Source organism: Bradyrhizobium archetypum, from assembly GCF_013114835.1.
GTDB classification, from domain to species: Bacteria; Pseudomonadota; Alphaproteobacteria; order Rhizobiales; family Xanthobacteraceae; genus Bradyrhizobium; species Bradyrhizobium archetypum.
On the sequence record NZ_JAAVLW010000002.1, the window covers coordinates 1 to 20,990 of the forward strand.

18 protein-coding genes are annotated in these 20,990 nt (G+C 63.5%); 12 read left to right on the top strand and 6 right to left on the bottom strand.

The window, feature by feature from the left end:
- Both HCN50_RS04560 and HCN50_RS04565 read left to right on the top strand, forming a co-directional pair.
- On the top strand, positions 1-544 hold a 544-nt coding region (locus HCN50_RS04560), incomplete at its 5' end, for a polysaccharide biosynthesis protein (protein WP_171708452.1).
- A 47-nt stretch (positions 545-591) separates the two neighbouring features.
- Entirely contained in the window at positions 592-1,794 is a 1,203-nt protein-coding gene (locus HCN50_RS04565) for a glycosyltransferase family 4 protein (RefSeq protein WP_235976780.1), read from the top strand.
- On the opposite strand, the gene HCN50_RS04570 is transcribed toward HCN50_RS04565, so the two are convergent.
- Positions 1,795-2,817: an MraY family glycosyltransferase gene (locus tag HCN50_RS04570; protein WP_171708454.1), complete on the bottom strand. Its 1,023-nt coding sequence runs from the start codon at positions 2,815-2,817 to the stop codon at positions 1,795-1,797. It abuts the gene before it with no gap.
- 27 nt (positions 2,818-2,844) lie between these two features.
- Positions 2,845-3,804, bottom strand: a complete 960-nt coding sequence (locus HCN50_RS04575; protein WP_171708455.1) for a lysylphosphatidylglycerol synthase transmembrane domain-containing protein — start codon at positions 3,802-3,804, stop codon at positions 2,845-2,847.
- 176 nt (positions 3,805-3,980) lie between these two features.
- On the opposite strand from HCN50_RS04575, the gene HCN50_RS04580 reads away from it, so the two are divergent.
- The 7 genes from HCN50_RS04580 (at position 3,981) to HCN50_RS04610 (ending at position 13,623) form a co-directional block, all read left to right on the top strand.
- Positions 3,981-4,970, top strand: a complete 990-nt coding sequence (locus HCN50_RS04580) for an NAD-dependent epimerase (RefSeq protein WP_171708456.1) — start codon at positions 3,981-3,983, stop codon at positions 4,968-4,970.
- A 7-nt stretch (positions 4,971-4,977) separates the two neighbouring features.
- Positions 4,978-6,390 (top strand): mannose-1-phosphate guanylyltransferase/mannose-6-phosphate isomerase, encoded by a 1,413-nt coding sequence (locus HCN50_RS04585; RefSeq protein ID WP_171708457.1) that lies wholly within the window; start codon positions 4,978-4,980, stop codon positions 6,388-6,390.
- Between the two features lie 151 nt (positions 6,391-6,541).
- The gene (locus HCN50_RS04590; protein ID WP_171708458.1) at positions 6,542-7,558 is read left to right on the top strand and encodes a Gfo/Idh/MocA family protein; all 1,017 of its coding nucleotides are present in this window, start codon (positions 6,542-6,544) and stop codon (positions 7,556-7,558) included.
- Between the two features lie 28 nt (positions 7,559-7,586).
- Positions 7,587-8,738 carry a DegT/DnrJ/EryC1/StrS family aminotransferase gene (locus HCN50_RS04595; RefSeq protein ID WP_171708459.1) on the top strand — a complete coding sequence of 384 codons (1,152 nt, stop codon included), beginning with the start codon at positions 7,587-7,589 and terminating at the stop codon, positions 8,736-8,738.
- 116 nt (positions 8,739-8,854) lie between these two features.
- Entirely contained in the window at positions 8,855-10,396 is a 1,542-nt protein-coding gene (gene murJ / locus HCN50_RS04600; protein ID WP_171708460.1) for a murein biosynthesis integral membrane protein MurJ, read from the top strand.
- A 367-nt stretch (positions 10,397-10,763) separates the two neighbouring features.
- A complete protein-coding gene (locus tag HCN50_RS04605) occupies positions 10,764-13,073 on the top strand; it encodes a xanthine dehydrogenase family protein molybdopterin-binding subunit (RefSeq protein WP_171708461.1) in 2,310 nt (769 codons plus the stop codon).
- A 103-nt stretch (positions 13,074-13,176) separates the two neighbouring features.
- Complete coding sequence (locus HCN50_RS04610; protein WP_171708462.1) at positions 13,177-13,623, top strand: c-type cytochrome; 447 nt, start codon at positions 13,177-13,179, stop codon at positions 13,621-13,623.
- Between the two features lie 202 nt (positions 13,624-13,825).
- On the opposite strand, the gene HCN50_RS04615 is transcribed toward HCN50_RS04610, so the two are convergent.
- Positions 13,826-14,248 carry a CHRD domain-containing protein gene (locus HCN50_RS04615; protein WP_171708463.1) on the bottom strand — a complete coding sequence of 141 codons (423 nt, stop codon included), beginning with the start codon at positions 14,246-14,248 and terminating at the stop codon, positions 13,826-13,828.
- A 167-nt stretch (positions 14,249-14,415) separates the two neighbouring features.
- Here HCN50_RS04615 and HCN50_RS04620 point away from each other — a divergent pair, with 167 nt between their 5' ends.
- A complete protein-coding gene (locus HCN50_RS04620) occupies positions 14,416-15,342 on the top strand; it encodes a c-type cytochrome (protein ID WP_171708464.1) in 927 nt (308 codons plus the stop codon).
- Positions 15,343-15,372: 30 nt separating this feature from the next.
- Here the strand turns inward: HCN50_RS04620 and HCN50_RS04625 are convergent, their stop codons facing one another.
- From HCN50_RS04625 to HCN50_RS04635, 3 genes are all read right to left on the bottom strand, one after another.
- A complete protein-coding gene (locus HCN50_RS04625; protein ID WP_171708465.1) occupies positions 15,373-16,158 on the bottom strand; it encodes a J domain-containing protein in 786 nt (261 codons plus the stop codon).
- Between the two features lie 280 nt (positions 16,159-16,438).
- Entirely contained in the window at positions 16,439-16,684 is a 246-nt protein-coding gene (locus HCN50_RS34685) for an Ldh family oxidoreductase (RefSeq protein WP_171709168.1), read from the bottom strand.
- A 163-nt stretch (positions 16,685-16,847) separates the two neighbouring features.
- Positions 16,848-17,093, bottom strand: a complete 246-nt coding sequence (locus HCN50_RS04635; RefSeq protein ID WP_065730617.1) for an Lrp/AsnC ligand binding domain-containing protein — start codon at positions 17,091-17,093, stop codon at positions 16,848-16,850.
- A gap of 131 nt (positions 17,094-17,224) precedes the next feature.
- On the opposite strand from HCN50_RS04635, the gene thiD reads away from it, so the two are divergent.
- Positions 17,225-18,025: a bifunctional hydroxymethylpyrimidine kinase/phosphomethylpyrimidine kinase gene (thiD, locus tag HCN50_RS04640; RefSeq protein WP_171708466.1), complete on the top strand. Its 801-nt coding sequence runs from the start codon at positions 17,225-17,227 to the stop codon at positions 18,023-18,025.
- Positions 18,026-18,148: 123 nt separating this feature from the next.
- Positions 18,149-20,941: a phosphoenolpyruvate carboxylase gene (gene ppc, locus HCN50_RS04645; RefSeq protein WP_171708467.1), complete on the top strand. Its 2,793-nt coding sequence runs from the start codon at positions 18,149-18,151 to the stop codon at positions 20,939-20,941.
- Positions 20,942-20,990 lie beyond the last annotated feature (49 nt).

Sequence of the window (20,990 nt, forward strand, 5' to 3'; positions counted from 1 at the left end):
TATGCGGCTGATCTCGGTGCGGTTCGGCAACGTGCTGGCCTCGAACGGATCGGTGGTGCCGAAATTCAAGGCGCAGATCGAGGCCGGCGGCCCGGTCACGGTGACGCATCCCGACATGGTCCGGTACTTCATGACCATCCGCGAAGCCTGCGATCTTGTGTTGACGGCTGCGACGCACGCGCTGACGCCGGCGCGGCCCGATGTCTCCGTCTACGTCCTCAACATGGGACAGCCGGTCAAGATCGTGGAGCTCGCCGAGCGGATGATCCGCCTGTCCGGCCTCGAGCCCGGCATTGATATCGAAGTCGTGTTCACCGGCATGCGACCGGGCGAGCGGCTGAACGAAATCCTGTTCGCCAGCGAGGAGCCGCCGGTGGAGATCGGGGTCGCGGGCATCATGGCGGCCAAGCCGAACGAGCCGCCGATGCAAATGTTGCGCAAATGGCTCGCGGCGCTGGAAGAGGCGATTGCGCGAGACGACCGTTCCACCATCCGCGCGGTGCTCAAGGATGCCGTGCCCGAATTCGGATCGCACGCCGCCTGATCTTTTTTCGGTGTCCGCCGGCCATGCGGGCCGCTTCGAAAGTCATCATGCAGGAATCCGGCAAAGTCGTCGTCGTCAGCCAGCACTATCCGCCGGACCCGAGCACGACGGCGGCGATCATGGCGGCCATTTCGGAGCGCCTGGCGCAGGAAGCCGACGTTCTGGTGCTGTCGGGAACGGCAGGCTCTGCGATTGCGCCATCCGCCGGCAAGCCGGAGGTCGTCGAGGTCAGGAACCGGATGCCCGGCAAGGCCCGGCTGCTCAAGCGCGCCCTGGCGGAACTGCTGTTCACCGCGCGGACATTTGTCGCGATGCTGGCGAAGCTGCGGCGCGGCGACGTCACGGTCACCGTGCCCGCGCCCTTCATGCTGCCTTACGCCTTCGCCGCTGCCGCGAAACTGAAAGGCGCGAGATCGGTGCTCATCATGCACGATCTCTATCCTGACGTCCTCGTCATGGCAGGCCTGCTGAAACCGAAGTCGGTGCTGGCGAAGGCGATGCACGCCCTGAATGCGCCGATGTTTCGCGCGCTCGACGCCGTCGTCATCATCGGCCGCGACACTGAAAAGTTGCTGCTGCGCTACCGTGGAATGACGCGCGACAAGATCCGCTTCATTCCGAACTGGGCGACGCTTCCGCCCGGCGTTCGCGCCATCGCACCGGATAATCCTTATCGCCGTTCGCTTTTGGCCCGCTACGTCGTCGGGTTATCAGGCAATCTCGGCTTTACTCATGACCCCGTCATCGTGTTCGAGGCCGCGCGCCTCTTGCGCGACAACAGCGATATCCACTTCCTGCTTTCGGGGTGGGGAGTGGGTTTCGACCAGTTGAAGGCCCTGCAGGCCAAGGCAAAACTTCCCAACGTCACCCTGGTCGACCGCGTCGAGGACGAGCAGTTGGAGGCGTTTCTTTCGGCCGCGGACGCCTGGATCATTCCGTATCGCAAGAACGTTGCCGGCGTATCGGTGCCGAGCCGGTTCTACAATCTCCTGGCGATCGGCCGTCCGGTTATCTTGGTTTCCGAAGCGGATGCCGAGGCGGCGTTGACGGTGACCGAGCATGATGTCGGCTGGGTCGTCGAACCCGGCAATGCCGATGAACTGGCGAAAACCGTCGGTCGTGCCGCCGTTTCCATCGACCCGCAACGGGCCGAGCGCGCGGCCGAAATCTCCGAGCGGTTCGATTTCAGAATCGCTATGGACGAGTATTGCGGACTGATCCGCGAGCTCGCGCAGAAGAAGTTGGATTAGTTAGCCGGCGGACGGCCGCCGACGCGAGAAGCGGTGCATCAGGAGCGCCGTGGCGATGCTGCCGACGACAAAAAGCAGGGTGGCGATTGGCGTCGACGTGGTCATGACCGAGCCGATCGCCAGCGCTGCCAGCACTAGGTTGAGCGCGAACACCTCGCTCACCACGCGCCAAACCGAAAAGCCGTTGTCGGTGGCGCGTTGATAGAAGTGGGAGCGATGCCCCGCCCAGAACGGTTCGCCCCTGGCAATGCGCCGCAGCAGCGTCACGGTTGCGTCGGCGAGATAATAGAGCGGCAACAATAGCGCGGCCGTCACGTGCTGATGCCAGGCGAGCTGCAGCAGGCACCAGCCGACGAGCAAGCCGATCGGCAGGCTGCCGACATCGCCGAGAAAGATCTTTGCCACCGGCCGGTTGAAGGGCGCGAAGCCGAGCATTGCGCCGAACAGCGCCGCGGCGGCGACCGTCGTGGCCGTGGGGAGTTCGACGAGCCAGCCGAGCACGATGAGCGCGCCGGTGACGGGCACGATCTCGGCCGCCGTCATGAGGTCCAGCCCGTCCATGAAGTTGACGAGGTTCACGAACCACAGGCCCGCTAGCAGCAATAGGCCGCGCTCGATCCAGAGCGGGCAGGCTGGAACGATCCGCAACGATTCCGGCGCGGCAAGGATTACCGCCAAGACGGCGAGCCCCTGCAGCAATAGCCGCGGCGCCACGGGAATCGAGTTGACGTCATCGGCGAAGCCGACGGCCGCGATGAACAGCGTTGCGCCGAACACGGCGACGGGAATTCTCATCTCCGCCGTGTCGGCAAGCGCGATGACTACAGCGGCCGCCATCATCGTGGCTGCGATCACCGCAATGCCGGCGCCCTGCGGTGTCGGAATCCGATGGGAGGATCGCGCATTCGGCTTCGCCATCGCGATCCGCATCATCAGCGGCCGGATCGCCCATGTCAGAACGGCCGACAACAGCGCAGCCGGCACCACTGCGGCAAACGACAGCAATAGTTGCGAATTGGCCATTCTATCCGCGTGGCAATTGTTCGGGAGTTATTTGGGAACTTCGATCGGCGTCACGCCCTGCGCGGCTTTCTCGGCGCTGAAAATCCAGACCAGGCCACCGATCGCGCCGACGATGAACGATACCGCGCCGTAGAGCAGAGAGATGTTGACGCCCTCGTTGGCCATCAGGCCGGCATAGCCGAATGCCAGACCCATCGTGGCCTCGCGGACGCCCCAGCCGGCAATCGAAATCGGCAGCATGGTGATCAGCATGACGGGCGGAACGAGCTGGAAGATCTGGCCGAACAGGACGGGAGCCGCGATCGACTGCACCACGCACCAGGCAATGACGACCGCGAGCACGTGCACCAGCAACGACAGCACCGCCACTTTCGGGCCATGGCTGCGGCCGAACAGCACGCGGTTGGCGATGACCGAGCAGGCGTGGATGTGATGGGTACCCCACCAGTGCTTCAGCCAAGGCCATTTGAGCCTGCCGAGCAAAAGAAACCCGAGACCGCCGGCAAGCGCTGCGAAATCGACCAACAATAGCGCCGACCTGCCATGCGGATCGGTGATCAGGCGGTAGCTCCAGGGCAGGCTCGCGACGATGACTACCGCGAGCGCGATCAGGCCGATGGCGCGGTCGACGAAGATGGAATAGGTGGCGGCGCGCCAGCCGGCGCCGTTGCGGGCGACCAGCCAGAGCCGTACCGCGTCACCGCCAATCGAGGACGGCAGCGTCTGGTTGAAGAAGGTTCCGATCACGTTGAAGCGCATCGCCTGCCGGGTCGGCAGCGGCGCGCCGCATTCGGCGCTGATCTCGCGCCATCGCAGAACGCCGACGAAGATCTGCAGGAACGTCACGGCGATCGCCATGCCGATCCAGCCCAGGCTGGAAACGTCAATGCGGGCGACGAGCTCGGCGAGATCGACCTTGCGCAGCGAGAAATACAATAGCGCCGCCGAGACCAGGATCTTCAATGTCGAAAGCAGGATACGGCGCATCTCGCCCGTGCCGGATTTGAGAGGGGGTGCAAAAAGCGATGTAATTCGGCGCCTTGGTATGGTTTTCGGGCCGATCTGGCAATAGCGGGGCTGGTAGGTGTTGCGGCAACCTCGGTAACGCGGGTAAAGAGGCCCGGACAAATATTTCAGCCGTTGAGCGGCGCCTGAAGGATACGATGGCGGATCAATCCATTTTGGTCACCGGAGCCGCGGGTTTCATCGGCCTCCACGTTGCTCGCCGGCTGTTGGCTGAAGGCCACGCCGTGGTCGGCCTCGATAATCTCAACGACTACTATGATCCGGCGCTGAAGTGCGCGCGGCTCGAGATCTTGCGCCGCGAGCAGGGCTTTGCGTTCGAGCAGATCGATCTCGCCGATCGCGCTTCAATGGAACGCCTGTTCGCCACACACCGCTTTGCAAAAGTGGTGCATCTCGCAGCCCAGCCCGGCGTGCGTTATTCGATCGATCATCCACACGCCTATGTCGACGCCAATCTCGCAGGGTTCGTCAACGTGCTGGAAGGCTGCCGGCATCATGGATGCGGCCACCTGGTCTATGCCTCGTCCTCATCCGTCTACGGCGCAAACGCCAAAATGCCATTTTCGGTGGACGACAAGACCGATCATCCGATCAGCCTTTATGCCGCCACGAAAAAGGCCAATGAGCTGATCGCGCATTCCTACAGCCATCTCTACCGACTTCCGGTAACGGGCCTGCGGTTCTTCACCATCTATGGGCCGTGGGGACGGCCGGACATGGCGGTTTATCTGTTTACCAAGGCGATTGTGGAGGGTACCCCGATCCGGCTCTTTAACCATGGCAGGATGCGGCGCGACTTTACCCATGTCGAGGACGTGACCCGTGCTGTATTGCAACTGGTCGACCAGGCCCCGCGGGACGGCGAGCAGGGCGCTGGGGCGCCGGCAAAAATTTACAATGTTGGCAATAATCATCCGGAAGAGCTGACCCATGTGGTAGCTGTTCTGGAGCGGGAATTGGGCCGCGCGGCGATCAGGGAGATGTTGCCGATGCAGCCCGGAGACGTGACCGAAACCTTCGCCGATGTAACCGAACTGATGCGCGACACCGGCTTCAGGCCGCAGACCTCGATCGAGGACGGGCTTCGCGACTTCGTCGCCTGGTATCGCGACTACCACAGGATTTGAGGCGCTGATGAACCGACGAATCATTCCCCTCATCATGTGCGGCGGCGCGGGGACGCGGCTGTGGCCGGCCTCGCGCGAGGTCCATCCCAAGCAGTTCCTCCCCCTGTTCGGGGCGCGCTCGACGTTCCAGGATACGCTGTTGCGGGTCGCGGATGCGGCGCTGTTCGAACGGCCGGTCGTCATCACTAACAACGCCTATCGCTTCATGGTGCTCGAGCAACTGGCGGAGATCGGGCTCGAGGCCGACGTGCTGCTCGAACCGATGCGGCGCGATTCCGGTCCGGCCATCGCGGCCGGCGCCGCCTTTGCTGCGGCGCGCGATAGGGATGCGATCGTGCTGGCGCTCGCCGCCGATCACGTGGTTCGCGACACGCCCGCATTCCTCGCCGCCTGTCGCGAAGGGCTGGCTGCGGCGGAAGCCGGGCACATCGTGACGTTCGGCGTGCAACCGGAGCGCGCCGCCACCGAATATGGCTATATCAATCCTGGCGAAGCTATTTCCGGCAAGGTTCGCGCCGTCGCGAAGTTCGTCGAGAAGCCTGACCCGGCGACTGCGGCTGAGTACGTCAAATCGGGCTATCTATGGAACAGCGGCAACTTCATGTTCCGCGCCGCCATGCTGCTGGACGAGTATCGCAAGGTGGATGCGGAGAGCGTCAAGGCCGTCACCGATGCCGTGGCGAAAGCGGGCACCGACCTCGGATTCGTCAAGCTCGACGAGGCCGCGTTCGGATCGGCGAAGTCGATCTCGATCGATTATGCGGTGATGGAAAAGACCTCGCGGGCCGCCGTCGTGCCGGTCGCGTGCGGCTGGTCGGACGTCGGCTCCTGGCACGCGGTGTGGGAATTGTCCGCCAAGGACGGCGAGGGCAATGCCGCGCGCGGCCCGGCGGTGTTCGAGGATTCCCGCAATTGCAACGTCTCGACCGACCGCGCGCTGGTCGCGCTTGAAGGCGTCGACGACCTCGTCGTGGTCGCGACCCAGGACGCCGTATTGGTGAGCAGGCAGAAAGATGCCAACGGGCTGAAGCGGCTGGTCGCAAAACTGAAGAAGGCGGCGCCGCAGGTGACTGAGGATCACATCAAGGTGCACAGGCCCTGGGGATCCTATCAGTCGGTCGACAATGGCGACCGGCATCAGGTCAAGCGCATCATCGTCAAGCCGGGCGGGCGGCTGTCGCTGCAGAAGCACCACCACCGCGCCGAGCACTGGATCGTGGTGCGCGGAACGGCGCAGGTGACGGTCAACGAACTGGTCAAGACCGTGCACGAGAACGAATCGATCTACATCCCGATCGGCGCGGTGCATCGGCTGGAGAACCCAGGCAAGATTCAGCTTGAGCTGATCGAGGTCCAGACCGGCAGCTATTTCGGCGAGGACGACATCATCCGTATCGAGGATGACTACCAGCGCAGTTGAGCGGGCCGTAATTTTACCGGGTCGACGGTTGTAATTGTTTGAATCAAAACGTGTCCGAAAACCGTCGATCGCGTTCGCCACGTCTGTGACGGCATGCTAGAGAACCGCCGGGGAAAGTACCGGCGCTGAATCTGCTTGGGGTCAATCCATCATGAGTTCCAAAGGGTCCGCATCTGACGCGAAGACCGATGCGAAGCGCGGCTTGCGCGTGGGGGTAGTCGGCGCGGGCGTGATGGGCAGCAACCATGCCCGCGTGCTGGCCGGCCTGCCGGGAGTGACGCTGGTCGGCATCGTCGATCCGTTGCCGGAACACCGTGCACGTGCCACCGCGCTCGCCGGTTGCCGCGCCTTCGCTACGCTCGACGAGCTGTTCGGCCAGGGCGTCGACGCCATCACGATCGCGGCGCCGACCCATCTGCATCACGAGATCGCGCTCGCCTGCATCACCCGCAACATCCACCTCCTGGTCGAGAAGCCGGTCGCTTCCACGGTCGAGGAAGGCCAGGATATCGTCAATGCCGCGAGGAGCGCCGGCGTGACGCTGATGGTCGGCCATGTCGAGCGCTTCAATCCGGCAGTCGCCGCGATCAAGCAGGCGATCTCGGGCGAGGACATTCTTTCGATCGGCATCACCCGGGTCGGCCCGTTCCCGCCGCGGATGTCCAATGTCGGCGTCGTCATCGATCTGGCCGTGCACGATATCGACCTGATCCGCTGGTTCACCGAGTCCGATATCGTCGAGGTGCAGCCGCAGCTCTCCAGCGCGGTCGCTGAGCGCGAGGACATTGCGCTCTTGCAGTTCCGCACCGCCTCCGGCGTACTTGCCCACATCAACACTAACTGGCTGACGCCGTTCAAGGCGCGCAGCGTCACCGTCGCAACCCGCGGCAAATATGTGATGGGCGATCTCCTGACGCGGCAGGTGACCGAGTGCTTCGGCTTCAAGCCTGACGGCAGCTACTCGATGCGGCATCTGCCGGTCGGCCATGACGAACCGCTCCGCGCCGAGCTGGTCGCATTCCTCGATGCCGTGCGCACCGGCGATGTGCCTGCCGTTTCCGGCGACGAGGGCGTCGCCAGTCTTGAAATCGCCATTCGCTGCCTCGAGCAGCCCGCCAAGCCCGCGGCCTCCGCCGCGCGCAAGGGACCGCGCCGCATCGCCGGCTGAACTTCCTTCCAGAACCGAGCAAGGCTCCATGAACCAGCACATGCGTCCAGAACCTGTTCCCTTCGCCGATATCGCCGCGCAGCGCCGCCGGCTCGGCAAATCGATCGACGAGGCCGTTGCCCGCGTGCTCGATCACTGCCAGTTCATCAACGGACCGGAGGTCACCGAGCTGGAAGCCGCGCTTGCAAAATTTTGCGGCGCCAAGCATGTGGTGAGCTGCGCCAGCGGCACTGACGCGCTCTTGATGGTGCTGATGGCGAAAAATATCGGCCCGGGCGATGCCGTGCTGTGTCCGTCCTTCACTTTTTGCGCGACCGGCGAGGTGGTGGTACTGACTGGTGCCACGCCCGTCTTCGTCGATGTCGATGAAGTGACCTTCAACATCGACCCCGGCTCGCTCAAGCGCGGCATCGCGACGGCGCGGCAGCGTGGCTTGAATCCGCGCGCCATCATTCCGGTCGACCTGTTCGGGCAGCCGGCCGACCAGGACGCGATCGGCGCTATCGCCGAAGCCGAGGGCCTGTTCGTGCTCAACGACGCTGCCCAGAGCTTTGGCGCCAGCTACAAGGGGCGCCGGCTCGGCACCTTCGGTCTGGCGACCACCACCAGCTTCTTTCCCGCAAAGCCGCTCGGCTGCTTCGGCGACGGCGGCGCGATCTTCACCGACGACGATGCACTGGCCGAAACCCTGCGCAGCATCCGCGTCCACGGGCAGGGCTCGGACAAATACGACAACGTCCGCATCGGCCTCACCGCGCGGCTCGACACCATGCAGGCCGCAATTCTGATCGAGAAGCTCAAAATCTTCGAGGACGAGATCGCGGCGCGCAATGCGGTCGCGGAGCGCTATGCGCGAGGGTTCGGCAATGTCGTGACCGTGCCGCGTCTTGCCAGCGGCCGCAGCTCGATCTGGGCTTGCTACACCATCCGCCTGCCCAAGGGCACGGACCGTGATCGCTTCGCCGCCGACCTGAAAGCGCAGGGGATTCCGACCGCGATCTATTACACGAAATCGATGCATCAGCAGACCGCCTATCGCGATTTCCCGGTCGCGGATGGCGGACTGGCGGTGTGCGAGAGCCTGTCCGCCGACGTCATCAGCCTGCCGATACATGCCTATCTCGACGAGGCGGCGCAGGAGCGGATCATCAAGGCGGTGCACGGCGCGCTTTCTGCATGATCCCGACCCGAAGGCCGCGTTAGCGCAAAGTGGCCTTCCGGTATTCGGTCAACATCATGGCTAAGCTGCGAGGGGACTGATTTCCCCGCGCAGCGAATATGCGCTAGAAGCGGCGCATGCTTGGACGCATCTTCACCGTCGGCGGTTATACGCTGCTTTCGCGGCTGACCGGATTCGCGCGCGACATCATGCTTGCCGCGATTCTCGGCGCAGGCCCCGTCGCGGATGCGTTTTTCGTGGCGCTGCGGCTGCCCAATCATTTTCGCGCGATCTTCGCCGAAGGCGCCTTCAACGCTGCCTTCGTGCCGGCCTATGCGCATCTGCACGGCAAGGGCGAAGCCTCGGCGCGGCTGTTCGCCGACCGCATCTTCACGTTGTTGTTCGCGGTGCAGGTGATCCTGCTCGTCCTGGCGTGGTGGTTCATGCCGGAGGTGATCGCCATTCTCGCGCCGGGGTTCAAGGACGATCCGGCGCGCGGCGAACTGGCGATTTCGCTGACGCGGATCACGTTTCCGTATTTGCTCCTGATCACACTGGTGACGCTGTATGGCGGCATGCTCAACGTGATGCATCGCTTCGCCAGCGCCGCCGCCGCGCCGATCTTCCTCAATCTGTCGATGATGGCAACGCTGGCGCTGGCGGCATTGTTTCCGGGAGCGGGCTATGCCGCCGCCTGGGGCGTCTTGCTCGCCGGTATCCTCGAATTCCTGCTGCTGGCCGGCGACGCCGCCAAGACCGGCATCCTGCCGAAATTTTCTGCCATCAAATTCGACGAGGACGTGCGCGCGTTCTTCCGCGCACTCGGGCCTGCCACCATCGGCTCGATGGGAACGCAGATCGCGTTGTTCGCCGACACCATCATCGCGACGTTTCTGCCGGCGGGCGCGCTTTCGGCGCTGTACTACGCCGATCGTCTCAACCAACTGCCGATCGGCGTGATCGGGATTGCGATCGGCACCGTGCTGTTGCCGGAAATGTCGCGGCGCCTCACGACAAACGATATCGCCGGCGCCTCCGCCGCGCAGCGGCGGGCGTTCGAATTCTCGCTATTATTTTCGGTGCCGTTCGTCGCCGCCTTCCTCACCGTGCCTGACGTCATCATGCGCGCGATGTTTGCACGCGGCGCGTTTTCGAAGGCGGATGCCGTGGCCGCGGGCGCCACGTTGGCCGCATACGCAATCGGGCTCATTCCATTCGTGACGATCCGCAGTGCGGTGGCCGCCTTCTACGCCCGTCAGGACACCATGACGCCGGTCAAGGCGGCACTGACCGGCGTTGCCGTCAACGTGGCGCTCAAGGTCGTGTTGATGGGTGCGCTGGCCCAAATCGGCCTGGCGCTTGCCACCGCCATCGGCGCCTGGGTCAATCTGTTGCTCGTGCTCGTCTTCGCGGTGCGCGCAGGTTATCTCGAGCTTGACCGCACCTGGATGACGTCGCTGGCCAAGTTTGCCACGGCCGGGATTGTGCTTGCCGCCGCGCTGTGGGGCACCGCCCGGTTCGCCAGCTTCTATTTCGCGCAAATGCACGCGTTCCGCGACGAGACCGCGCTGCTGCTGCTGATCGTCGCCGGCGCCTTCGTCTACGGGTTTTCGATTCTGGTGCTGTTCGGCAGGGGGTGGTTATTCGTGTTGATTCGCGATCGTCGTCCCCCGCGCTAAGCATCTGTGATTAAAGGAAATTTTTAGCAATCGCTGTTGCGGCCTTGGGTATCGGCACTCCTTTCGTCCGAAACGCCGCCCGCAATAAGCTCTGCGGACAATAGCGGTTTGCTTCCCGCCGGTCTGAGAGTCGGCGGCATCAACTTTTCTTGTTGTGCATGTGCGGAAAAGCCGGGGCCGTCGCGGAGTAACCGTGGCCTAAAGCGGTTTGCGCTGGCTCGCGAACCGCTGCAATATGGAACACTTCCAGGTGCGTGATCCGGAAACGCGGGCAAGGGTTCTCCGAAAGGATCATGCTCAAAACAAAAGTGAGTGCGGTGACGTTTCAAGCAAAGGTCATTACGCGCTAGTGGCAATTGGAGATACGATGGCAACTCCCATCAAGTTCGGCGTCGGTCAAAGCGTTCTTCGCAAGGAAGACGACGCGCTCATTCGCGGCAAGGGTCGCTATACCGACGATCATTCACCCCAGCCGGCGTTGCACGCGCTGATGCTGCGCTCGCCGCATGCGCACGCGAAGTTCACCCTCAATGTCACCAAGGCCCGCGGCATGCCGGGCGTGTCGTTGATTCTGACCGCGGCCGACGTCGCCGATCTCGGTGACCTGCCGTGCCTGTTCAACCTGGAAACCGATCCCTTCACCGCCCCGCCATATCCGATCCTTGCCAAGGACGAGGTTCGCCATGTCGGCGACGCCGTGGCCTTCGTGGTCGCCGACACCGTCGACCAGGCGCGCGATGCGATCGAGGCGATCGACGTCAAATGGACGCCGCTGCCGTCGGTGGTCGGCGTCGTCAATGCGGTCAAGCCCGGTGCGCCGCTGGTCTGGCCGGATAAACCCGGCAACGTTCTGTTCGACGTCTCGATCGGTGACAAGAAAGCGGCTGAGGCTGCCTTTGCCAAGGCGCATGCGGTCGCCGAAATATCGATCGTCAATCCGCGCGTCATCACCAACTTCATGGAAACGCGCGCTGCGGTCGCCGAGTACGACGCCAAGCGCGATCACCTGACGCTGACCATCGGCAGCCAGGGCAGCCATCGGCTGCGCGAAATCCTGTGCGGCATGGTGCTGAAGATTCCGATGGAAAAGATGCGGGTGATCTGCCCCGACGTCGGCGGCGGCTTCGGCACCAAGCTGTTTCCCTATCGTGAATACGCGTTGATCGCGGTGGCCGCGCGCAAGCTGCGCAAGACCATCAAATGGACCGCCGACCGCTCTGATCACTTCATGGGCGATGCGCAAGGCCGCGACAACGTCACCACCGCGAAGATGGCACTGGCCGAGGATGGCAGGTTCTTAGGCATGGATGTCGATCTGATGGGCGACATGGGCGCCTATCTCTCGACCTTCGGGCCGTACATCCCGCATGGTGGCGCCGGCATGCTGCCTGGGCTCTACGACATCCAGGCGTTCCATTGCCGCGTCCGCACCGTGTTCACCAACACCGTGCCGGTCGATGCCTATCGCGGCGCCGGGCGTCCCGAAGCGGCCTATGTGGTCGAACGTCTGGTCGATGCGGCGGCGCGCAAGCTGGGGATGACGCCGGATGCGATCCGGCGCAAGAACTTCATTCCGCCGAAGGCGATGCCCTACAAGACGGCGACCGGGAAGGTCTACGACTCCGGCGACTTCACCGCGCATATGAAGCGCGCGATGGAAGTCGCGGGCTGGAAGGAGTTTCCCAAGCGCGCCAAGGCGGCGAAGAAGGCCGGCCTCGTGCGCGGCATCGGCATGGCCAGCTATGTCGAGGTCTGCGGCACCATGGGCGAGGAGACAGCCAATGTCGCGCTCGATCCCAATGGCGACATCAACGTCCTGATCGGCACCCAGTCGAGCGGGCAGGGTCACCAGACGGCGTACGCGCAACTGGTCGCCGAGCAATTTGGCGTGCCGCCGGAGCGCGTCCACGTCCTGCAGGGCGACACCGACAAGATCGCCACCGGTCTTGGCACCGGCGGCTCGGCTTCGATCCCGACCGGCGGCGTCAGCGTCGAGCGCGCCACCCGCGGACTTGGCAACAAGCTGAAGGAGATCGCGGCCGAGGCGCTGGAGACCAGCGCGGGTGACCTCGAGATCAGCAATGGCGTCGTGCGTATCGCCGGCACCGATCGCTCGATCAGCTTTGCCGACCTCGCCAAGCGCCCCGGCGTCGATCCTTCGAAACTGAATGCGAGCGCAACTTTCGCGCAGGCCGACGGCACCTACCCGAATGGCACGCATCTCGCCGAGGTCGAGATCGATCCGGCAACCGGCATCATCAGGATCGTCAACTACGTCATCGTCGACGATTTCGGCGTGACGCTCAATCCGCTGCTTCTGGCTGGCCAGGTGCATGGCGGGGCGATGCAGGGCATCGGTCAGGCCTTGATGGAGCAGGCGGTCTACAGCTCGACCGACGGCCAGCTCGTCACCGGCACCTTCATGGACTATGCGGTGCCGCGGGCTTCCGACGGGCCGTCATTCCATTTCGAAACGCACAACGTGCCGTGCACGACCAATCCGCTCGGCGTCAAGGGCGCGGGCGAGGCGGGCGCGATCGGCTCCTGTCCCGCAGTGGTCAATGCGATCATCGAGGGATTATATCGCGAGTACAAGATCGACCACATCGACATGCCGGCCACCGCCGAACGGGTCTGGATCGCGATCCGCGAGGCGCAGAAACGGCATAATCTCTGATATTTTGTCGCACGCGGAATGATGCACCGACTGCGGTGTTTGCAAACAGCCGGTCCGCGCCATCTCGGGCCGGTACAAACCCGAATTGAAGGGGATTTAGCCAATGAAGCGGATCGTCGTCGTCGCAGCTGTGCTTGCATTCAGTGCCGCTGCGGTCGTTGCACAGCAGGATCAGGTCAAGCGGACCCAGGGCATGATGAAGGACAATGGCAAGAACGCAGGCGCGCTGTCGGCGATGGTCAAGGGCGAAAAGCCCTACGACCAGTCGACTGTCAACGCCGCGCTGGCCCAATTCGAAGACACCGCCAAGAACCTTCCGACGCTGTTCCCCGACAGCATGAAAGGTCTTAAGCTGGAGGGTGATTACGATCCCTCGCCGAAAATCTGGGAAGACAAGGCCGGCTTCGAGTCCCAAATCAAGAGCTTCGCCAAGGTCGTCGCCGACGCCAAAGGCAAGATCAAAAATCTCGACACGCTAAAGGCGGAGCTGCCTGTTATCGGCAAGCAGTGCAGTGGCTGCCACGAGACATACCGGATCAAGAAGGGCTGATCGCATTCCAACTTGTATGATCTCCGCGCAAACGCGTTTCGCGTTTGTCGCGAGGAAAAGCGCTACATATTTTTCCGGATCATGCTCTGACCGCAAAAAAGGGCGGACGCCGCGAAGCGTCCGCCTTTTTTATTGGTCCTTTCTTGTTTGCTCGCGTTCGAACCTTACCGACTTGGTCGGCAAATTTACTTGGCGAGTTGATCTACTTGGTTACCTGACCGCGGATTTCGCCGCCTGGATTGGCTGCGGTGTGAATGTTGATGTAGTACTTGCCGGCCACGAGGTCGGCGGCCTGCGCATCGGTCAACGTCGCGGTGCCCTCGACCGGGCTCGGCGTCGCGTTGGGGATGGCGACCGCGACACCGGCGTTCTTGCCGGCCTCGGCAGGGCCGTGGAAATGCGCGGCCGTGGCAGGACCGGACAGGCCGGAATAGGAGAGCTTCCAACTCAGCTTCTTGCTGGCGGGATCGTAATCGATGTCGGCGGTGCCGGTTGCCGCGCTGGTGTTGGGCGGCACCTGGGACTTGCCGTCGAGCGTGGCCTTCATCTTGTCGGCAACGGCGGACCCGGCGAAAGCAATCGTTGCGCCCAGCGCAAGCGTGACAAGCATGGTCTTGTTCGACATGGTGTTTCTCCCTGTTGACGTTAAACGGCCGTGTCAGCCTCAAAACAACTACTTCACGAATTTATTCCCGAAACGCCGACAACCGCCCCGAAATTTCGTGGAAGCCTGTGGCGCAAAGTGCGTTCATACTGACCAGTGAACTGCGACGCTTGATGACGGATCGGTGAATGCTACGACGAATTCTCCCTGGCCTGATTTTGATCGGCGCTGCCGGCGCCGGCGTCTACTGGTGGCTGACGGTGCCGGCGGTCGTTGATCCGGTCTCCCTTGCGCCGCGCACGCCGAATCTCGCCAATGGTGCTGCAACGTTCAATGCCGGGGGCTGTTCCTCCTGTCACGCCGTTCCCAATCAGTCCGATCGGCTGAAGCTGGGCGGCGGGCTTGCAATGCCGTCGCCGTTCGGGACGTTCCACGTTCCGAACATCTCGCCTGATCCCACCTACGGCATTGGCCGCTGGAGCGAAGCGGATTTCGTGACGGCGGTGCTGAAGGGGACCTCGCCGGACGGCGCGCATTATTTTCCTGCCTTTCCATACGTGTCTTATCAGCACGCAACGATCGACGACGTCCGTGACCTCTTTGCCTATCTGAAGACGCTTCCGCCGGTCACCGGCAAGCTGCGCGACCATGACGTGCCGTTTCCATTCAACATCCGCCGCAATGTCGGCGTCTGGAAATGGCTGTTCATGGACGTCAAGCCCTACACGGCGGACGCCTCGCGTTCGGCGTCATGGAATCGCGGCGCTTATCTCGTCAACGGTCTGGGCCATTGTGCCGAGTGTCACAGCCCACGCAATTTCCTTGGCAGCATCGTCGAGGCGCAACGCTTCGCCGGCGGCCCCAATCCGGAGGGCGAGGGCTGGGTGCCCAACATCACGCAAAAGCGATTGGGTGAGTGGAGCGCCAATGACATCGCCTATTTCCTCGAAACCGGCCAGACGCCCGACGGCGATACCGCCGGTGGATCGATGGTCCGCGTGATCAAGAACACGTCGCAACTGTCGCCGGAAGATCGCGCTGCCATCGCGGAATATGTGAAGTCGCTGGCGCCGGTCGAAGGACCGCCGCGGCCGAAGAAAGCGAAGGAAGGCTGATATCCCGGGCGATATGGGCTTTGCGCGCCGTCAGGGCGTCAGGGCGGCCTGCATCGCCTCCCGCCTTTCCGGCAGCGAGGGCACGATCGTCAGAGGCTTGCGCAGCACGGGTGGAGGCGGTGGCGCGGCGTTCTTGGTCCGCTTCAATTCCGTCGGGCGCTTGACTGAGGTGATCTCGGTGAGCGGGCGATTGAAAGCTCCGGTGCGGTACAGCACGAAGCCGCCGTCGAAATAGGCTGCGGTGAAGCGGGGATAATACTGGACCCCCAGATTGTACGTGGCGAAGGCCGGGACCGGCTCGAAACGGCCGATAGGCGCTGCGACGGTTTCCTTCGCCACGGGGATGGCGGCCGTGGCAGTTGATCCAGTGGTCGAAACGTCCTTGTCGCGCTGGGCACGCGCTTCGTCCGGAGCGTCGGGCTGCAGCGCGGCGACCTCTTGCGCGCCATCAGGCATTTCCGCTGCGACTGGCTTTGAAAAAAGTCCGAACAGGGTGTAGCCGCCCACCAGCACCGCCAAGATGAGCGAGGCCGCCATCGTGTTGGACGCGACCTTGCGCATGGTCTCATAGGTGCGCGTCGCCGGCGCGGTCTCCGGCTGCAGCGCAATGGCGAGCAGTTCATTGTAGGTCTCGCGCTGCTCGGGATCGACCAAGATGTCGTAGGCGCGCACCAGCTCCCTGAACCTGAGCGCAGCGTCAGGATTATCTGGATTCATGTCGGGATGGGTCGCCTTCGCGGCCTTGCGGAATGCCTTCCGCAACTCCTCGGCGTCATCACTCGGAAGCGCTCCGAGCAAATCGTACAGCGTCCCCATTGGTGGTACTCGCGACTGTTTCCCCCTCGGAACGTCCCCGCCGCGGAGCTTCCGATTGACGACGCTCTAGATAATGAAAAATATCAAGGCGGTAGGATGATCCTCATATGGCAAAACCTTGCCATGGTTAACGCCGTTAACCATCCACCGCCGTGAGAAGCCCCTGCGATCGGGAAAGGAAGCGGACGCGGCGGGCGAACTTCGCGCCGCCGGGCCGCGCCAGCGCCAATGGGCGAGTTCGAACGTCAGCCGTAGTCTTCCGCCCCCGCCGGGACGCGGCCTAATTCACCAGCCTCGGTATTCCAAGATCGTCGGCGACCCCGTCAAGTCCGCGGAATAGCGCGGCTGCCACGGGAATGCCAAGGCTTGCCCGCCTGGCCCGCGTCTCATGGCTGCGTTCGCCGGGCACCCAGATGCGCTCGACGCCCGGCGTGCGCCGGCTGCTGCGGAAATCGCGCACCAGCGCATCGACGCTTCGCTTGAAGACGGCAACGTCGCCGAAGGCTGCGACATTGATCGCGGCGATCGCCTGCCCGGTGTTGGTGACGCTATCGTCGTCCTACCGCAGTGAGCGCCTGCTGAATGAAGAGCTTCAGCCGGTCAAAGGTGACTGATACGTCGGACAGGACGGGCTCCTGAGCTCGCGCGCCAGGCGGAGTCGATGGCGATGGCAGTCGCGGGGGCCGTTGCTAACCCGTGCCGAATGCCTTGAAGGTGATGATGGTGTGGGTGTCCTGGATGCCCGGAATCACCTGCACCTTCTCGTTGACGAAGTGGCCGATATCGGTGTCCTTGTCGACGTAGAACTTGACCAGCAGATCATAGTCGCCGGCGGTGGAATAGATCTCCGAGGCGATTTCGGCCTCCGCGAGAGCATTGGCGACGGCGTAGGACTGGCCGAGCTTGCATTTGAACTGGACGAAGAAGGGAACCATCGCTGTCGTCTCCGAATAGATTGGCCCAATAGGCCAAAAACCGGGGGGTATGGCAAGCCAGCTTGCCGCTCGTGCCATGGCGCGCTACGACAATTCATGGTCCTCAACACACGATCTGCGCAGGCTTTGCAGTGACAACTCCGATCGCGCTGACTATCGCTGGCTCTGATTCCTCAGGGGGTGCCGGCATCCAAGCGGACCTGAAGAGTTTTGCCGCGCTCGGCGTTTACGGCGCTTCCGTGATCACTGCGCTGACCGCGCAGAATACGCAAGGCGTCGGTGGCATCCACCAGGTGCCCGCTGAATTCATCACTGCGCAGATCGATGCGGTGTTTTCCGATCTCGGCGTCGGCGCCGTCAAGATCGGCATGGTGGCGCAGCCGGCCAGCATCGACGCGATCGCTGCCGGGCTCAAGCGCTGGTCGCCGCGCCATGTCGTGCTCGATCCGGTGATGGTTGCGACCTCGGGCGATCGCCTGCTCGCTACAGAGGCGGTCGACGCGCTGCGAACCAGGCTCGTTCCGCTGGCGTCGGTGATCACGCCGAATCTGCCGGAAGCCGCCGCCCTGCTCGACGAGCCGATGGCGCAAGAGCGGGCCGCGATCGAAAATCAAGGCAGGCGATTGCTGGCATTTGGATGCGAGGCCGCGCTGATCAAGGGCGGGCACGGCGAGGGCGCCGAGAGCATCGACTATCTTTTCACCGCCAGCGGCACCATCGCGCTGGCCGCGCCGCGCATTGACACCAAAAATACCCACGGCACCGGCTGCTCATTGTCCTCGGCGATTGCCGCGGGGCTTGCGAAGGGCGAGGGCATGGAGACCGCCGTGCGCAACGCCAAGGCCTGGGTCACCGCCGCGATCGCCGCCGCGGATGGGTTCAGCGTCGGGCGCGGCCACGGCCCGATCCATCATTTTCACAAGTTCTATTGAGGCTCACTCCCTGGTCCCGTGCGTTTGCGGGGGGACAGTCGGGCGTCTTCATCTTTATCTTGCACTGCGGCAAAAAAATTGCACACTCGGGATAGCCGGACCGTTTCTGAGGGTGCGAGGCCGATGTCTTCCCAGACCATCCCGTCCCAGACCGAGATCCGGTCCAGCCGCAGCGATGAGGCGCTGGCGCAGGAGGAGGATGCCCGGCTGCGGACGGATATCCGCCTGCTCGGGCGCATTCTCGGCGACACCGTGCGCGACCAGGAGGGCGCTGAGGTCTTCGACCTGGTCGAACGCATCAGGCAGACCTCGATCCGGTTCCACCGGGATGAAGACAAGCTGGCGCGGCGGGAGCTCGAGACCATCCTCGACAGCATGTCGATCAGCGACACCGTGCGGATCGTCCGCGCCTTCAGCTATTTCTCGCATCTTGCCAACATCGCCGAGGACCAGAACAACATTCGCCAGATGCGCGGACGCGGCGCCGGCGGACCGCGGCCTAGCATGCTCACGCAGACGCTGGCGCATGCAAAGACGGCCGGTTTCAGCGCCGGCGACCTGCGGCGTTTTTTCAGGGATGCGCTCGTCAGCCCGGTCCTGACCGCGCATCCAACGGAAGTCCGCCGCAAGAGCACGCTCGACCGCGAGATGGAAATCGCGGCGCTGCTCGACCGCCGCGAGCGGATGCAGCTCACGCCGGAAGAAGCCGAGGCCTGCGACGAGCAGTTGCGCCGCGCCGTGCTGACGCTGTGGCAGACCAACCTGTTGCGCCGGACCAAGCTGAACGTGCTCGATGAGGTCAGCAACGGTCTGTCTTTCTACGACTATACCTTCCTGCATGAAGTGCCGCGGCTGCATTGCGCACTGGAAGACCGGTTGAATCAGGAGGAGGGCGGTACGCCGGGCGAACTGGCTTCGTTCCTGACGATGGGAAGCTGGATCGGCGGCGACCGCGACGGCAACCCGTTCGTCACCGCTGACGTCATGCGCGGCACGCTGCGCCTGCAGTCCAGCCGCATCATGAGCTTCTATCTCGAGGAATTGCACGTCCTCGGCTCGGAATTGTCGCTGGCGGCGCACCTTGCCGACATTTCCGACGAATTGCGCGCGCTGGCCGAGCGCTCGCCCGACACGTCGCCGCATCGGCGCGGCGAACCCTATCGTCTGGCCGTCTCGGGCATCTATGCACGGCTGACCGCGACCGCGGCGCGGCTGGACGTCGAGACCAGGCGCCCGCCGGTCGGCGAGGCTGCGCCCTATACAAGCGCGAAGGAGTTCAAGTCCGATCTCGACGTGCTCGATCGCTCGCTGATTGCCAATAATTCCGGCGTGATCGCGCGCGGCCGGCTGCGGCTGCTGCGCCGCGCTGTGGATTGCTTCGGCTTCCATCTCGCGCGGCTCGATATCAGGCAGAATTCCGCGGTGCACGAGCGCACCGTAACCGAATTGCTCGACGCGGCGATCCCTGGCATGTCCTATATGGCGCTGAACGAGGAGGCGCGCCTCAACCTGCTATTGAGCGAACTGCGCAGCGCCAGGCCGCTGAGCTCCGCCTTCGTCAAATACAGCGAGGAAACGCAGGGCGAACTCGCGGTGTTTCGCGCCGCCGCCGAGGCGCATGCGCGATTCGGCGCCGACGTGATCAACCAGTGCATCATCTCCATGTGCAAGGGCATGTCCGATATGCTGGAGGTGGCGGTGCTGCTGAAGGAGGTCGGGCTCATCAACCCGTCTGGCCGCAGCGCCATCAACATTGTGCCGCTGTTCGAGACCATCGAGGACCTGCAAGCCTCCTCCGCCATCATGGACCGGATGCTGTCACTGCACGACTACCGCCGGTTGGTGGACAGCCGCGGCGGCATTCAGGAAGTGATGCTCGGCTATTCCGACAGCAACAAGGATGGCGGCTTCGTCACCTCGGGCTGGGAGCTCTACAAGGCCGAGATCGGGCTGGTCGAGGTGTTCGAGCGCCACCACGTCCGGCTGCGCTTGTTCCACGGCCGCGGCGGGTCGGTCGGCCGCGGCGGCGGGCCGAGCTATGACGCCATCATCGCGCAGCCTGGCGGCGCGGTGAACGGCCAGATCCGCATCACCGAGCAGGGCGAGATCATCTCCAGCAAATATTCCAACCCTGAGGTCGGCCGTAGCAATCTGGAAATCCTCGCCGCCGCTACCCTGGAGGCGAGCCTGCTGCATCCGAGGCAGAGTGCGCCGCGCAAAGAATATTTGATCGCGATGGAGCAATTGTCGGCGCTGGCGTTCAAGGCGTATCGCGGGCTGGTCTATGAGACCGAGGGCTTCGCCGATTACTTCTGGGGCTCCACCGTCATCACCGAAATCTCGACGCTCAACATCGGCAGCCGCCCGGCGTCGCGCAAGAAGACCCGCGAGATCGAGGACCTTCGCGCCATACCCTGGGTGTTCAGTTGGGCGCAATGCCGGCTGATGCTGCCGGGCTGGTATGGCTTCGGCTCGGCGGTCGAAACCTGGATCGCGGAGCATCCGGAGCAGGGCATGCCGTTCCTGCAGGAGCTCTACCGCGAATGGCCGTTCTTCCGCACGCTGCTGTCAAACATGGACATGGTGCTCGCCAAGAGTTCGATCGCGATCGCCTCGCGCTACGCCGAGCTGGTGCCGGACGTGAAGTTGCGCGAGAGCATTTTTGGGCGCATCCGGCGCGAATGGCATGCCTCGATCGAGACGCTGCTCGACATCATGGGTCACGAGCGGCTGCTGCAGGGCAATCCGCTTTTGGAACGCTCGATCCGTAACCGCTTTCCCTATCTCGACCCGCTCAACCACGTGCAGGTGGAGCTGCTGAAGGAGCATCGCTCGCATAGTCCGGACGAGCAGGTGCTGCGCGGGATTCAGCTCACGATCAACGGGATCTCGGCGGGGCTGCGGAATAGCGGGTAAGTGGATTTGATCACTGTCGTTCCGGGGGCGCGCGTGAGCGCGAACCCGG

Bases quoted from the DNA above. Each gene is read 5' to 3' on its own strand.
- murJ (WP_171708460.1), top strand. From the start codon at position 8,855: ATGCTTGGACGCATCTTCACCGTCGGCGGTTATACGCTGCTTTCGCGG.
- HCN50_RS04615 (WP_171708463.1), bottom strand. From the start codon at position 14,248: ATGTCGAACAAGACCATGCTTGTCACGCTTGCGCTGGGCGCAACGATT.
- HCN50_RS04595 (WP_171708459.1), top strand. From the start codon at position 7,587: ATGAACCAGCACATGCGTCCAGAACCTGTTCCCTTCGCCGATATCGCC.
- HCN50_RS04625 (WP_171708465.1), bottom strand. From the start codon at position 16,158: ATGGGGACGCTGTACGATTTGCTCGGAGCGCTTCCGAGTGATGACGCC.
- HCN50_RS04570 (WP_171708454.1), bottom strand. From the start codon at position 2,817: ATGGCCAATTCGCAACTATTGCTGTCGTTTGCCGCAGTGGTGCCGGCT.
- HCN50_RS04575 (WP_171708455.1), bottom strand. From the start codon at position 3,804: ATGCGCCGTATCCTGCTTTCGACATTGAAGATCCTGGTCTCGGCGGCG.
- ppc (WP_171708467.1), top strand. From the start codon at position 18,149: ATGTCTTCCCAGACCATCCCGTCCCAGACCGAGATCCGGTCCAGCCGC.
- HCN50_RS04635 (WP_065730617.1), bottom strand. From the start codon at position 17,093: ATGGTTCCCTTCTTCGTCCAGTTCAAATGCAAGCTCGGCCAGTCCTAC.
- HCN50_RS04580 (WP_171708456.1), top strand. From the start codon at position 3,981: ATGGCGGATCAATCCATTTTGGTCACCGGAGCCGCGGGTTTCATCGGC.
- HCN50_RS04565 (WP_235976780.1), top strand. From the start codon at position 592: ATGCAGGAATCCGGCAAAGTCGTCGTCGTCAGCCAGCACTATCCGCCG.
- HCN50_RS04585 (WP_171708457.1), top strand. From the start codon at position 4,978: ATGAACCGACGAATCATTCCCCTCATCATGTGCGGCGGCGCGGGGACG.
- HCN50_RS04620 (WP_171708464.1), top strand. From the start codon at position 14,416: ATGCTACGACGAATTCTCCCTGGCCTGATTTTGATCGGCGCTGCCGGC.
- HCN50_RS04590 (WP_171708458.1), top strand. From the start codon at position 6,542: ATGAGTTCCAAAGGGTCCGCATCTGACGCGAAGACCGATGCGAAGCGC.
- HCN50_RS04610 (WP_171708462.1), top strand. From the start codon at position 13,177: ATGAAGCGGATCGTCGTCGTCGCAGCTGTGCTTGCATTCAGTGCCGCT.
- HCN50_RS04605 (WP_171708461.1), top strand. From the start codon at position 10,764: ATGGCAACTCCCATCAAGTTCGGCGTCGGTCAAAGCGTTCTTCGCAAG.